At 72.5% G+C, this 12687-nt stretch carries 12 protein-coding genes; 1 reads left to right on the top strand and 11 read right to left on the bottom strand.

The window, feature by feature from the left end:
- Nucleotides 1-43 precede the first annotated feature (43 nt).
- The 7 genes from DEFCA_RS0105750 to DEFCA_RS0105720 form a co-directional block, all read right to left on the bottom strand.
- On the bottom strand, nucleotides 44-1471 hold the full coding sequence (locus tag DEFCA_RS0105750) for a DHH family phosphoesterase (RefSeq protein WP_025322080.1): 1428 nt from the start codon (nucleotides 1469-1471) through the stop codon (nucleotides 44-46).
- A gap of 81 nt (nucleotides 1472-1552) precedes the next feature.
- Nucleotides 1553-2122, bottom strand: coding sequence for a CheB methylesterase domain-containing protein (locus tag DEFCA_RS0105745; RefSeq protein ID WP_025322079.1), 570 nt, complete (start codon nucleotides 2120-2122; stop codon nucleotides 1553-1555).
- Nucleotides 2123-2133: 11 nt separating this feature from the next.
- Nucleotides 2134-2991, bottom strand: a complete 858-nt coding sequence (locus tag DEFCA_RS0105740) for an HDOD domain-containing protein (protein WP_025322078.1) — start codon at nucleotides 2989-2991, stop codon at nucleotides 2134-2136.
- A gap of 102 nt (nucleotides 2992-3093) precedes the next feature.
- Complete coding sequence (locus DEFCA_RS22085) at nucleotides 3094-3567, bottom strand: hypothetical protein (protein WP_169709465.1); 474 nt, start codon at nucleotides 3565-3567, stop codon at nucleotides 3094-3096.
- Nucleotides 3542-4459, bottom strand: a complete 918-nt coding sequence (locus DEFCA_RS0105730; protein ID WP_025322076.1) for an RsmB/NOP family class I SAM-dependent RNA methyltransferase — start codon at nucleotides 4457-4459, stop codon at nucleotides 3542-3544. Before DEFCA_RS0105730 ends, DEFCA_RS22085 begins: the two co-directional genes overlap by 26 nt.
- A gap of 6 nt (nucleotides 4460-4465) precedes the next feature.
- Nucleotides 4466-4903, bottom strand: coding sequence for an OsmC family protein (locus DEFCA_RS0105725; protein ID WP_025322075.1), 438 nt, complete (start codon nucleotides 4901-4903; stop codon nucleotides 4466-4468).
- On the bottom strand, nucleotides 4882-5727 hold the full coding sequence (locus DEFCA_RS0105720; protein ID WP_025322074.1) for a TrmH family RNA methyltransferase: 846 nt from the start codon (nucleotides 5725-5727) through the stop codon (nucleotides 4882-4884). Before DEFCA_RS0105720 ends, DEFCA_RS0105725 begins: the two co-directional genes overlap by 22 nt.
- 533 nt (nucleotides 5728-6260) lie before the next feature.
- Between DEFCA_RS0105720 and DEFCA_RS0105715 the strand changes: the two genes are divergently transcribed.
- Nucleotides 6261-7451: an FAD-dependent oxidoreductase gene (locus DEFCA_RS0105715; RefSeq protein ID WP_025322073.1), complete on the top strand. Its 1191-nt coding sequence runs from the start codon at nucleotides 6261-6263 to the stop codon at nucleotides 7449-7451.
- A gap of 4 nt (nucleotides 7452-7455) precedes the next feature.
- Here the strand turns inward: DEFCA_RS0105715 and DEFCA_RS0105710 are convergent, their stop codons facing one another.
- The 4 genes from DEFCA_RS0105710 to DEFCA_RS0105695 form a co-directional block, all read right to left on the bottom strand.
- Complete coding sequence (locus DEFCA_RS0105710; RefSeq protein WP_025322072.1) at nucleotides 7456-8007, bottom strand: rubrerythrin family protein; 552 nt, start codon at nucleotides 8005-8007, stop codon at nucleotides 7456-7458.
- Nucleotides 8008-8102: 95 nt separating this feature from the next.
- On the bottom strand, nucleotides 8103-9959 hold the full coding sequence (gene recD, locus DEFCA_RS0105705; RefSeq protein ID WP_025322071.1) for an exodeoxyribonuclease V subunit alpha: 1857 nt from the start codon (nucleotides 9957-9959) through the stop codon (nucleotides 8103-8105).
- A 196-nt stretch (nucleotides 9960-10155) separates the two neighbouring features.
- Complete coding sequence (locus tag DEFCA_RS0105700; RefSeq protein WP_025322070.1) at nucleotides 10156-11307, bottom strand: trans-sulfuration enzyme family protein; 1152 nt, start codon at nucleotides 11305-11307, stop codon at nucleotides 10156-10158.
- Nucleotides 11304-12449 (bottom strand): trans-sulfuration enzyme family protein, encoded by a 1146-nt coding sequence (locus DEFCA_RS0105695; protein ID WP_025322069.1) that lies wholly within the window; start codon nucleotides 12447-12449, stop codon nucleotides 11304-11306. Before DEFCA_RS0105695 ends, DEFCA_RS0105700 begins: the two co-directional genes overlap by 4 nt.
- Nucleotides 12450-12687: the final 238 nt, after the last annotated feature.

The raw sequence follows: 12687 nt of genomic DNA, 5'->3' as shown, positions 1-12687 counted from the left end.
GGGGCGCCGTGGGGGGGCATCGGGGCCGCCCCCGGTCACCCGGTCAGGAGCACGCCCGGGCCGGACCGTTGCCCTCGGCCCTGCCGTTGTCGGGGCACCGGGTCTTGGCCTTCTGGTACAGCGCGTTCAGGAACCGGCCCTGCACCCAGGTCTCGTGGTCCACGCACTCGTCGGGCACGTTGTCCAGGGGAATCACCGCCTTGGCCATGGCCTTGTGGCCCCCGGCGCTCCCGAACGACTCGAACGCGGCCTTGACCACCTCGCCCGCGCTGCGGCCGGTGCCGTAGCTGCGGACCGAGATGACCAGCTTCCCGCCGTAGATCCCCGACACCACCGACCACTCCACCGCTTCCACCTCCAGGCCGAAGTCCGCGATGAACGGCACCACGTCCTCCCGGGTCAGGGGACCCAGGTGGGCGAACAGGATGTCGTCCACGATGCGGGCGTGGTTCAGGGCGTGGCTGAGCGAGGGCAGGTCGCGGCGGGGGAACTGGGGTCGGTCGATCCGCCGCAGCAGGGCGTGGTTGGCCAGGGGGTAGAGGGAGGCGAACGCCGACACGTCCATGGGGGTGGTGTCCCGGCCGAGCAGCTGGGTGTCGGTCTTGATGCCGTAGATCAGGGCCGTGGCCAGGCGCTGGGAGATCGGGGTGTCGGAGGCCAGCAGGTACTCGGTCATGATGGTGGAGGTGGCCCCGTACTTGGGCCGGATGTCCGAGATGCGGGCCCGGCACTGGGCACGCCTGGGGTGGTGGTCGATCACCAGGTCCACCCGCAGCGGAATGTCGGGGGAGTGCAGCGGCTGCACGTCCAACAGGGCGATCCGGTCGAACCGCTCGAGGTCGTCCGGGGTGATCGTCTCCACCTGGATGTCCAGCAGCCTCACCATGGCCACGTTCTCAGGCCGGGTCACCGCCCCGAAGGCTCCGATCACGGCGGTCAGCCGGTTCCGGCCCAACAGGGCCCGCAGGGCCAGGGCCGAGGCCAGGCCGTCGGGATCGGGGTCGTCCTGGACGAGCAGGAGCACCTTCTCGGCCCCTTCGAACAGCGACCGGATCCCCGCCAGCATCCTGCGGGTGGCGGCCTTTTCCAGCTCGCTGCGCAGGCACACGGTGCCGATCTGGCCCGTGGGGATGAACAGCACCCGTTCCTTCCACCGACGCGGGGCGGCCCGTCCCGGCTCCAGCAGGGCCGCCACGGCCGCGTCGGGCACCACCTTGAGCAGCGCGGCCAGGCACCGGTTCAGGTCGGTGAGCCGGGGCAGGTGGAACAGCACCCGGTCCTCCGGGCCGATGCGGGCCCGTCGGAACAGACGGGGGTCGGTCAGCTCTCCGGTGGCCGTCCGGAACCCCCTTCGGCGGGCCATCCGGGCCAGCGCCGGGTCGTCCGTCACGAACACCATGGGTTCCGGGTTGGCTCGGGGGTCCAGAAGAAGGGCGGGAAAGTCGGTTCGACTGATGACGGCGACGGCCATGGATCGTCCGATCGGCCTCGGGAGTGAGGAGGCGGGCCGGGCCCGCGAAGGCTTATAGTCTAGTGGTGGGGGGAGCCCCGGTCAACCGCGGGACGCCCGTGCGACGGCCTCCGGTAGGTCTGCGGCCTGGAGCACCCGGCTGGCGCCCCCTGCCTCGATCACGGCCTTCGGCATGCCGAGGAACTTGGCGGACGGATCGTCGATCACCAGCACCTCGGCCCGCACCTTGCGCAGGGCCAGAGCCCCCTCCACCGCGTCCTTCTTGGCCGACAGCCCGGTCAGGACCACGCCCACCACCCGGTTTCTCAAGGCCCGGGCCGCCGTGAAGAACAGCACGTCGATGCTGGGCTTGAAGTGGAGTTCGGTGGGTTTGGGGCTCACCACGATCCGGCCGGCAGGCGACAGGCCCAGGTGGAGTCCGCCGGGGCCCACGTACACGCACCCCGGCTCGGGCCGGGCGCCGTTCTCGGCCACGACCACCCGCAGGGCCACACGGCGCTCGAGGGTCTGGACGAAGCCCTCGGTCATGTACGCGGGCATGTGGAGGGCCACCAGCACCGGCGCCGGCAGGTCGGCCGGCAGCTTTGCCAGGAGGTCCGTGAGCCCGGCCGGCGCCCCCGTGCTACCCCCGATACAGATGATCTTCTCCATGGCGCCCCCGCCTAGAACAACCGGAACCCGCGTACGTCCATGACCCGGGCCATCACCTGGTCGAGAACCGGCTGGAGCCTGTCGCCGTCGAGCCCCACCAGGGCGAGGTCCCGATCGTCCAGCTCCGCGTCGGTGGCGTCGAACCCGGCCCCCACCCCCAGGATGCCGCACACTCCGTCGGCCAGGCGCACCAGGGCGGCCAGCCGGGGCTCGGACACCTCCACGTCCCTGTGGTGGTGGGAGCGGATCACCTCCCGGAGCACCGGGGCCAGGTTCCATCGCTCGGCCACCAGGGCCCCCACCTCAGCGTGGTCGGTTCCGAGCACCTCGTGCTCGGCCTGGGGGAACGGGATCCTCCGGGTCTTCACCCGTTCGATCACCTCCTGGAACCGCTCGGCCAGCAGGGACGCCAGCACCACCTTGCCGATGTCGTGGAGCAGCCCCGCGGTGTAGGCCACCTCCACCAGGTCCGGGGCGGTGTTCTCGGCCAGGGCCAGGCAGGCGGTGGCCGACCCGAAGCTGTGCTCCCACAGCCCGTCCGAGGTCTGGGCGTAGGCCTCGAAGTCTCCCTGGATCACCGAGTGGACGAAGCTGGAGAGCACCAGGTTTTTGGTCATCTCGAATCCCAGCAGGACCACCGCCCGCTGGATGCTGGTGACCTCCTTGCCCAAGCCGTAGAACCCCGAGTTGCACAGCTTGAGCACGCGGGCGGCCAGGGTGGGGTCCTTGCACACCACCTGGGCCAGGTCGCCCACGGCAAAGTCCTCCGACCGGCTCATCTGCATGACCTCGGACACGGTCTGGGGCATGGGCGGCAGACGTTCGAGCCGTTCGGTGATCTCCACGAGGACCGGTGCGGGTCGATCCATGGGCCACTTCCCCTTGTGAGTAAGGATTCGGCCGGGGCGCCCGGACGTTCGCCCCCGCTCCCTATCCTTGTCGGTTGGGCCGTCGGGAACCTTGAGCAGGGCTCACACCAGGGGGCGGTCCCCCCCGAGGCGCAGGTGCTCGGTCACGGTGCGGGGCAGCTGCCCCACCAGCCGGCACTCGCGCAGGAGCCCCACCCCCACCACGGCGCCCTCCCACCGGAGCAGCACGAACCCCCTGCCGGGCAGCGGGGTGGAGAGGGTCTGGCCCTGGAGCAGGCCCCGGAGCTCGGCCTCGGTCAGATCGATCCCCCCCCCGGCCCGGGCCGCCAGGACCTGCATTCCCCGGGTCGCGGGTTTGTACCGGCCGGGTCCCATCTCCTTGACCAGGCGCAGCCCACCCCCCGCCGCCTGGAGCGTCTCGGCCGCAGCCGCGGCCTCCTCCCGCAGGGCGCAGACGTACCCGCCTCGCCGGAACAGGCGCAGCCCGGCCAGGGCTCCGGCAGGGATGCCGTAGCGCTCCTGCAGGTAGGCCGTGACCCGCCGGGCGTCCTCAGGGCTTAGCCAGTCGAGCGACAAAGAATCCCTCCGAGTCGAGCCGGTGCGGAAACAGGCGGGCGGTCCGGGCGAGCGAGGGGGGGAAGGTCCGTTCCTGCCACGCGGTCAGGCCGGGCCGGGCCGGAACGTCCACCGGCACCGGCAGCACCTCGGCGCCGGTTCGCTCCACCAGGTCGGCCACCACGGCCTCGTTCTCCTCCGGGGCGTAGGTGCAGGTGGAGTACACCAGGACCCCTCCGGGCTCCAAGAGGTCCCACGCCCGCTCCAACAGGCCGGTCTGCTGCCGGACCAGGCCGGAACGAAACTCCGGGGTGATCCGGCGGGGCTTCGCCCGGGGGCCCCGCCAGGTGCCCTCGCCCGAGCACGGGGCGTCGACCAGGATGCGATCGAACCGGACCCTCTTGGGAAAGTTCTGGCCAGCGTAGGCCGTGACCAGGGCGGACGCGGCCCCCATCCTCTCCAGGTTCGTGACCAGCGACTTGATGCGGCGGCGGTTGGGCTCGTTGGCCACCACCAGGCCCCGGTCGTCCATCTCCTGCACCAGCAGGGTGGTCTTGGACCCGGGCGCCGCGCACAGGTCCAGCACCCGGTGGCCGGGACGGGCCCCCAGGGCCAGGGCCGACGCCGCGGAGGAGGCGCTCTGGATGTACACGAACCCCAGGGCATGGACCAGGGTGGCGCCGAAGGCGAACCCTTCGGGTGCGGCCTCCACCCGGAGCAGGTGGGGGTACCAGGGCTCGGGCCGTACCCGCACCCCGGCCCGGGCCAGCCGGTCGACCACCCAGGCCGGGGCGGCCTTGCGGGGGTTCACCCGCAGGTGGACCGGAGCGGGGCGCTCGTGGGCCTCGCAGAACGCCTCGAAGTCGGGGACGATCTCCCGGTAACGATCGAACCGTCGGGCGAACCGGGACAACGCCGGCTATCCGCCGAACACCAGCTCGGTCTCCAGGGGGATCCCCTGGGCCACCGAGGCGGACACGATGCAGTACTTTTTGAAGATCTGGTAGCACCCCTCCACCTTGCGACGGTCCTCCTCCCGCGCGTCCACCCGGATGCGCACCCGGATCCTCTTCACCCGGAGGAGCCCCTCGTCGTTGCGGGCGACCTCGCCCTCCAGGTCCATGGACACCGGGGCCTCCACCCGCTTCTTCTGGAGGCACATGGCCAGGCTCGACAGGAGGCATCCGCCCACCGCGGTGAGCAGGTAGTCCATGGGGCAGGGCGCCGAGTCCTCGCCTCCCAGGTCCCTGGGCTCGTCCAGGCCGTAGGGGGGCAGGTCGCGCACGCGCGCCTGGGCCCGAAACCCGCCGGTGTGGGTGAGGGTCTGGGTGAAGGTCAGGGTCTGGATCTGGGCCATGGGGAACTCCTTGAGATGGGGGAAAGGGCCTTGCGGCGTTGGCGTTGGGCCTCGTACAGGATCATGGCCGCGGCCGCGGCCACGTTGAGCGACTCCACCCGGCCTTCCATGGGCAGGGTGACCCGGAGGCCGGCCGACCCGGCCAGGTCGGGGGCCAGGCCGCCGCCCTCCTGGCCGAGCAGGAGTGCGAACCGGCCGGTCAGGTCCAGCTCGTCCGGCGCGGCCCCGCCCGCGGGCACCGTGGCCAGGGCCTGGATCCCGACCGCCTTGAGGAACCCGGCCGCATTGGGCACGGTGACCGCGGGCAGCCGAAGGAGCGACCCCGCCGAGGCGCGCAGGGCCTTGGGATTGCCCGGGTCGGCCGAGCCGGGTACCAGCACGAGGCCGGCCGCGCCCGTGGCTTCGGCGGTGCGGGCCAGGGTGCCCAGGTTCCCGGGGTCCTGGAGCCGGTCGAGCACCACCAGGGGGCCGGGCCGGGCCAGCAGGTCCTCCGGCGCCCACCGGGGCGCCTGGAACACCACCGCCACGCCCTGGGGGGTCTGGGTGTCGGTTGCCTCCCGCAGCAGCCCCCGGGCCACCCGAACCACCGGATCCCCCCGCTCCGTCACCGTCTCGAGGAGCCGGCGGTTCCGGCCCGGCTCGGCCCCCCACCCCTCCTCCAGCAGCCACAGCCGCACCGGCAGACCGGAGCCGGCCACCTCCTCGGCCAGGCGGATGCCCTCGGCCGCCCACACCCCCTCGCGCCGGCGGAACCGTCGGTCGCGCACCACCCGGGCCGCCCACCGGAGCCGCTCGTTCCTTCGAGACCGGATCGGTTCGATCATGGTTCCTCCGCGCATCCCGGGCAAGGTACCGCGGTGGGCGGCCGGCCGTAAAGGGCGGGGTGGACGGCTGCGCCGGAGGTGGTACGGTGGGCGAGACAAAGGCCCCCGACCAACGACCAACGACCGAAGTTACTGGGAAGCCTCGTCAGGCCCCTGCGGGGCCGTACAACGGGGAAGGGTAACCTCCGTTGGTCCGGGGCCTTCACGCCGGAGGCATGGGGCCTGCTTCCGGCCGCGCGCGAAGCCGGGCAATGGGATTCGCCGCGCAGGCACGGGGCACCGGCGGTGGCTTCATGACCGTTCGGCGGGGCACGAACGAACTCACGGTGCGAGCGTTGAAGGCGCTGCGCGGCGAGCCAAGGAGCCGCGCGCGGCTCTCCAGCAGACCCCATGCCCCCCGGAGGTCCTGGCGGCGGGGCTCAGGAGCCGCCTAGCAGCCTAGCCGCCCAGCAGGCCGAAGGCCCCCGACCGACGACCAACGACTAACGACCAACGACCAACGACCAATGACCGAACTTACAGGGAGGTCCACCGTGAAGCCCAACGAGGTCGTTCTGTACGCCGTGCCGTGGTGCGAGCGGTGTCACCGGGTGCGCGAGCTGCTGGAGGCGGCAGGGGTGTCGTACCGGGTGGTGAACCCGGAGGACGACTCCGACGCCGCCCGGCGGCTCCAGCAGGCCACCGGCGGGGCCCTGGAGGTGCCGGCTGTTCGGGTGGGGGACCGGATGGTGGTGGATCCGGACACCGCAGCCCTGGGCGAGGCCCTGGGGGTGGACCTCACGGGCCTCCCTCGGGTCTACGATGTGGCCGTGCTGGGCGCGGGCCCGGCCGGCCTGACCGCGGCGATCTACACCGCCCGGGAGGGGATGCGCACCCTGGTGCTGGACAAGGGCATGCCGGGCGGCCAGGCTGCCCTGACCGACCGGATCGAGAACTACCCGGGGTTCCCGGACCCCGTGAACGGGGCCGAGCTCATGGAGCGGATCTACCGCCAGGCCCTCAAGTTCGGGGCCGAGGTCCGAACCTTCGAAGGGGCCGAGGGCCTGGAGCCCGAGGGGCGGATGTTCCGGATCCGCACGGCCCAGGGGGAAGTCCGGGCCTGCGCCGTGGTGGTGGCCACGGGGTCGGTGTACCGGAGGATGGGGGTTCCGGGCGAGGAGGAGCTGGTGGGCCGGGGGGTGAGCTTCTGCGCCACCTGCGACGCGCCGTTCTTCCGGGGGAAGCACGTGGTGGTGGTGGGTGGGGGAAACTCGGCCCTCCAGGAGACCGTGCACCTGGCCGGGTTCGCCGATCGGATCACCCTGGTGCAAAACCTCGATCGCCTCACGGCCAGCCAGGTGCTGCAGGACCGGGTGCGGGCCCTGCCCGGGGTGGAGATCCGGTTGGGCCACCGGGTTCGGCGGGTGCTGGGGACCGAGGCGGTCGAGGGGGTGGAGGTGGAGGACGCGGCCACCGGCCGGACGGAACGGATCGCCTGCGACGGGGTGTTCGTGTTCATCGGGCTCGAGCCCAACGCCGGCTTCCTGCGGGGCACCCTGGAGCTGGACGATGCGGGGTTCGTGAAGGCCGACCCCGCTACCCTGGCCACCTCGGTGCCCGGGGTGTTCGCGGCCGGCGACGTGCGCGCCGGGAGCCGGAAGCAGATCACGGCCGCCGTGGGCGAGGGCACGGTGGCCGCGTTCATGGTGGGCGAATGGCTCGAGCGCAGGGGGCGGGGGGGCTAATCGGTCACACCTGATGGGCCTCGAACCGGTCGGCTCCGGCGCCGCACACGGGGCAGTGCTCGGGCGCGTCGCCCTTCACCGTGTACCCGCAGACCGGGCAGACGTGGAGGGTGCCGAACGAGATGTCCTTGCCCTGGTCCACCGCGGCCTTGGCCTCCTCGTACAGGGCCCGGTGGACCTTCTCGGTCTCCAGGGCATAGTGGAAGCTGCGCACCGCGGCGGTCTCGCCTTGGAACTCGGCCACCTGCTTGTACACCGGGTACATCTGCTCGATCTCGAAGGTCTCGCCGTCGATTCCCCCCTGCAAGGCCTGGCTCGTGGACTGGTACCCGAACCCGCCGCCGGCCGTGACCGCCGCGTCGCCCACCCGGTCTTTGAGCACCCGCAAGTGGTTGCCGGCATGGATCCACTCGGCCCGGGCCACGGCCCGGAACAGCCGGGCCACCCCGGGGAAACCCTCCTTCTCCGCCAGTTCGGCCCAGTGGAGGTAGCGCATGTGGGCCATGGACTCGCCGCCGAACGCACTTTTCAGGTTCGCCTCGGTCATCGCGTTCATCCGGTCTCCTCCTTAGCTTTTTCCCGGTTCATATCGACCACATCGCCGGGAAAAGGTATCCGAGGCTGCGGGCGAGTCAAGGCGCCGCCCCTTGTTCAATCCGCTCGCCCTTCCCACACCCGGTCGCGCAGGCCCGAGGTGCGCTGGGCCCTGGCGCGCACGGCCGCGGTGAACACCCCGGCCGAGCCCCACACCTCGGCCCGGTTCCGGGCCCGGGTGAGGCCGGTGTACACCAGCTCGCGGGTCAGCACCGGGTTGGGCCGGTCGCCGAGCACCAGGAGCACCCGGTCGAACTCGGATCCTTGGGACTTGTGCACGGTCATGGCGTACACGGTCTCGTGGGGCGGTAGCCTCACCGGCGGGATCCGGCGCCACCCTCCGTCGGGGGTGGGGAACAGCACCTGCACCGCGCCGCTGGCGTGGGCGTCCGGCACCACGAGGCCCACGTCGCCGTTGTACAGGCGCAGGGCCGGATCGTTCCGGGTCACCAGCACCGGCCGCCCCGGGTACCAGCCCGACGAGGTGGGCACCCACCCCTCCCGGGCCAGCACCGCCTCGACGGCCCGGTTCACGGCCTCCACCCCGAACGGTCCGACCCGCAGGGCGCACAGCACCCGGAACCGACCCAGCAGATCGTACGCCTCCTCCGCCTCGCCCCGGGCCACGGCCCGGAACACGGGCGCGTACCCCTCGAGCACCGCCGGCGCCAGCGCCTCGGGCAGGCGGGAGCGGGCCGGCAGGTCTTTCCACGAGACCTCGCCGCCGGACCCCTGCCGCAGGAGCTCCAGGGCCTCGTCGGCCCGGCCGGCGTTCACGGCCCGGGTCACCCGGCCGATGCCGCTTTCGGCCCGGAACCGGAAGTTGTCGCGGAGCACCACCAGGCCCCGGGCGGGGGGGGGCTCGTCCCCGACCAGGCCGTCCAGGGGAAAACCGGCCAAGGGGCCGAGGGCCGGGGCCATCTCCCGGCAGAGCCGGTGCTCCCGGCCGGTGTCGCATAGGTCGCCCAGCACGGATCCGGCCTCCACCGAGGCCAGCTGATCCCGGTCACCCACCAGCACGAGCCGGGTCCCGGGCCGGACCGCGGCCGTGAGCTTGGCCATCAGGGCCAGGTCCACCATGGACACCTCGTCCACCACCACCACGTCGTGGGGCAACGGCCGGTCGGGGCCGTACCGGGGCCGGGCCCGGCCGGGCACCACCCCCAGAAGCCGGTGCAGGGTCACGGCCTCGGCCGGCAGACGGTCCCGAACCTCGTCGGGCAGGGGCAATGCGGACGGGTCGTCCCGGGCCTGGCGCACGGCCTCCTGCGCCCGGGCCGCCGCCTTGCCGGTGGGCGCGGCCAGGGCCACCCGCAGGTTCCCGTCCTCGCACTGGGAGAGGAGCAGGGCCAGGATCCGTACGACGGTGTGGGTCTTACCGGTTCCCGGCCCGCCCGAGAGGATCGTGAGGGGCCGCAGCAGGGCCGTGGCCGCGGCCAGGCGCTGAAAGTCGGGTCTTGCGTCCCGGCGGGGGAACAACCGGTCCAGCACGGCCCGGGCGGCCCGGGGGTCATGGGGCAGGTCGGGCGCCTCGGCCCGGGCTCGGATCCAGCGGGCCAGGCCGTCCTCGTAGGCCCAGTACCGGTGGAGGTAGAGCCGGTCTCCGCGGTCGAGCACCAGGGGGCGGTGCTGGCCCGGCGATCCCACCGCGGGGCTCCGGGCCAGGGCCTCGGCCCAACGCCCCGGGGAGGGGAGGGCCGGAAGGTCCTCCCGACCCACGGCCCGGGCCGGCGCGGCCAGGGGCAGACACACGTGGCCCAGGGTCACGGCCCGGCTGGTCAGGGCCGCGGCCAGCAGGAGCTCGGCCCGGGCGTCACCCGAGAGCCGGGCCACGAGCCGGGCGAACTCCACGTCCAAAGGCCCGATGAGGCCCTCGGTTTCCAGGGGCTCCAGGATTGCCGACGTGTCTCCCATGTAGCTTCGGTCGTAGGTCGTCGGTCGTTGGTCGTCGGTCTGGGCCCTCGGCCCGCTTGAAGGCTGGAAAGCTAGGAGGCTAGAAGGCTAGAAAACCCCGCGGATTCCCTCGCGTTCTAGGCATCACCATACTTCTTCGCTTCCACTTCACGATCTCGGGGAGCATGGGGGCCGGTGGTGCGCCGCATAGGGCTTCTCACCCCCCGAGCGCCCGCTCCAGGTCGGCCCACAGGTCCTCCACGTCCTCCAGGCCGACCGACAGCCGCAGCAGGCCGGGGCCGATGCCCAGGGCCCGGCGGTGGGCGGGCGGCATGGCCGCATGGGACATGGTCCAGGGGTAGGACAGGATCGACTCCACCCCCCCCAGGCTCACGGCCACGGCCGGGACCTCCACGGCCCGCAGCACCCCCAGGGCGGCCTCCTCCGAGCCCAGGTCGAAGCTCAGCACGGCGCCCGGGCCCGAGGCCTGGGCCGCATGGACCTCCGCGCCGGGGTGGTCGGGCAGGCCCGGGTAGTATACCCGTTCCACGGCCGGATGATCGGCCAGGCGACGGGCCAGTTCCTGGGCGGTGGCCTCTTCGGCGTCGTACCGGGCCTTGAGGGTCTTGATGCCCCGGGCCAGGAGCCACGAGTCGTGGGGCGAGAGGATGCCTCCCAGGGCGTTCTGCAGGTAGCCCACCTGCTGGGCCAGGTCCGGGTCCGACACCACCACGGCTCCGGCCACCAGATCGCTGTGGCCGCCCAGGAACTTGGTGGCGCTGTGGACCACGACGTCCACCCCGAGCTCCAGGGGGCGCTGCCGCAGCGGGGTCATGAAGGTGTTGTCCACCACGGTCAGCGCGCCCCTCTGCCGGGCGAACGATGCGCACGCGCGCAGGTCCGTGACGTGCAAGAGGGGGTTCGAAGGGGTCTCGAGCCACACCATCCGGGTGTTCGACCGGAACGCCCGGCCCAGGGCGTCCGGGTCGGTGGCGTCGGCAAAGGTGGCCTCGATCCCGAACCGGGAGAACACGGCCGTCAGGGCCCGGAACGTGCCGCCGTACAGGTCGCGGGCGGCCACCACGTGGTCGCCCTGGTTCAGGAGCGACAGCACCGCCGTGGTGGCGGCCATGCCCGAGGCAAAGGCGAACCCGGCCGTGCCCCCCTCCAGCTCGGCCAGAAGGGTCTCGACGGCGTGCCGGGTGGGGTTGCCCGATCGGGTGTACTCCCAGGGGCCGGGCCGGCCGGGGTCGTCCTGGTGGAACGTGCTCGCCATCACGATGGGGGTTCCCAGGGCCCCCGTGGCCGGGTCCACCTCGGCGCGGCCCCCCACGCAGCGGGTGGCCGGGGACGGTCGTCTGCGGTTCATCCGCTCTCTCCTTGCAGGGCGCGGTCCAGGTCCGCGATCAGGTCCTCGGGGTTCTCCAGGCCTACCGACAGACGCACCAGATCGTCGGTCACGCCCAGGCGCTCGCGCACCTCGGGCGGCATGTCGCAGTGGGTCTGGCGGCTCGGCACCGTCACCAGGGTCTCGGCACCGCCCAGGCTCTCGGCAAAGGTCGCGAGCCGCAGCGATTCGAGGAACCCCGACACCTGGTCGGCGCTCCGGAGCCGAAAGCTCACCACGGCCCCGAACCCCCGGGCCTGGCGCTCGAGGATCTCGCGGCCGGGGTGGTCGGGCAGGCCGGGGTAGTATACCCGGGTCACCTCGGGGTGGCCCAGCAGGAACCGGGCCACCGCCTCGGCCGTGCGGCACTGGCGCTCCACCCGCACGGCCAGGGTCTTGAGGCTGCGCACGAGCAGCCACGAGGAGAACGGGTCGAGCACGGCGCCGGTGGTGTTGTGGAGGAACTCGATCCGCTCGGCCCACTCGGGCTCCCGGGCCACCAGGACCCCGGCGAGCAGGTCGTTGTGGCCGCCGAGGAACTTGGTGGCGCTGTGGACCACGATGTCGGCTCCGAGCTCCAGGGGCCGCTGGAGATAGGGGGTGAGGAAGGTGCTGTCCACCACGAACACCAGGCCCCGGTCCCGGGCCAGCCGACCCAGGGCCTCCAGGTCGGCCACCTTGAGCAGGGGGTTCGTAGGGTTCTCCACCAGAAGGGCCCGGGTGTTGGGCCGCAGGGCGGCCCCCACCGACTCCGGGGCCGTGGTGTCGGTGTAGGTGACCTCGAGGCCGTACTCCCGGAACACCCGTTCGAACAGCCGATAGGTGCCGCCGTACAGATCGTCGGAGGCCACCAGGTGGTCTCCGGGACGGAACAGGAGACACAGGGTGGTCAGGGCCGCCATGCCCGAGGGGAACGCGAACGCCCGGGCGCCCCCTTCCACCTCGGCCAGGGCCTGCTCCAGGACCCGGCGGGTGGGGTTGGCGGTGCGGGAGTAGTCGAACCCGGTGCTCTGGCCGAGCCCGGGATGGGCGAAGGTGGCCGAGGGATGGATCGGTGTGCTCACCGCTCCGGTACGGGGGTCCGTGCCGAGGCCGGCCCGGACCAGGCGGGTGTCGATGCGCATGGAGCCTCCGTTTTTCAGGAGCCAGGGTTCGGAACGACCAAGGCCCCCTCATACCCAGTCGCATTCGAAGCCAGCGATTTGGGGGCCGTTGGCCCGGAGCGCTACGGCCGAGCCGTTCCAGCCGCTCGGCGCAGGGGAGCGCCCGCGGCGCGTGCTCTCACGCGCCGCAGCAGACCGAGCCGTAGCGGCTTCGGCGAGGCCGTCTTTTCCGGCGGAGGGCCGACGGCCCCCAAACCGC

Source organism: Deferrisoma camini S3R1 (assembly GCF_000526155.1).
Lineage (GTDB): Bacteria > Desulfobacterota > Deferrisomatia > Deferrisomatales > Deferrisomataceae > Deferrisoma > Deferrisoma camini.
Note: the sequence above shows the minus strand (reverse complement) of the source record. Positions and strands in the feature narration are given on the sequence as shown.

What these genes read in the sequence shown, in the direction of transcription:
- DEFCA_RS0105750 (WP_025322080.1), bottom strand. Translation starts at nt 1,471, where the DNA reads ATGGCCGTCGCCGTCATCAGTCGAACCGACTTTCCCGCCCTTCTTCTG.
- DEFCA_RS0105745 (WP_025322079.1), bottom strand. Translation starts at nt 2,122, where the DNA reads ATGGAGAAGATCATCTGTATCGGGGGTAGCACGGGGGCGCCGGCCGGG.
- DEFCA_RS0105740 (WP_025322078.1), bottom strand. Translation starts at nt 2,991, where the DNA reads ATGGATCGACCCGCACCGGTCCTCGTGGAGATCACCGAACGGCTCGAA.
- DEFCA_RS0105725 (WP_025322075.1), bottom strand. Translation starts at nt 4,903, where the DNA reads ATGGCCCAGATCCAGACCCTGACCTTCACCCAGACCCTCACCCACACC.
- DEFCA_RS0105720 (WP_025322074.1), bottom strand. Translation starts at nt 5,727, where the DNA reads ATGATCGAACCGATCCGGTCTCGAAGGAACGAGCGGCTCCGGTGGGCG.
- DEFCA_RS0105710 (WP_025322072.1), bottom strand. Translation starts at nt 8,007, where the DNA reads ATGAACGCGATGACCGAGGCGAACCTGAAAAGTGCGTTCGGCGGCGAG.
- recD (WP_025322071.1), bottom strand. Translation starts at nt 9,959, where the DNA reads ATGGGAGACACGTCGGCAATCCTGGAGCCCCTGGAAACCGAGGGCCTC.
- DEFCA_RS0105700 (WP_025322070.1), bottom strand. Translation starts at nt 11,307, where the DNA reads ATGAACCGCAGACGACCGTCCCCGGCCACCCGCTGCGTGGGGGGCCGC.
- DEFCA_RS0105695 (WP_025322069.1), bottom strand. Translation starts at nt 12,449, where the DNA reads ATGCGCATCGACACCCGCCTGGTCCGGGCCGGCCTCGGCACGGACCCC.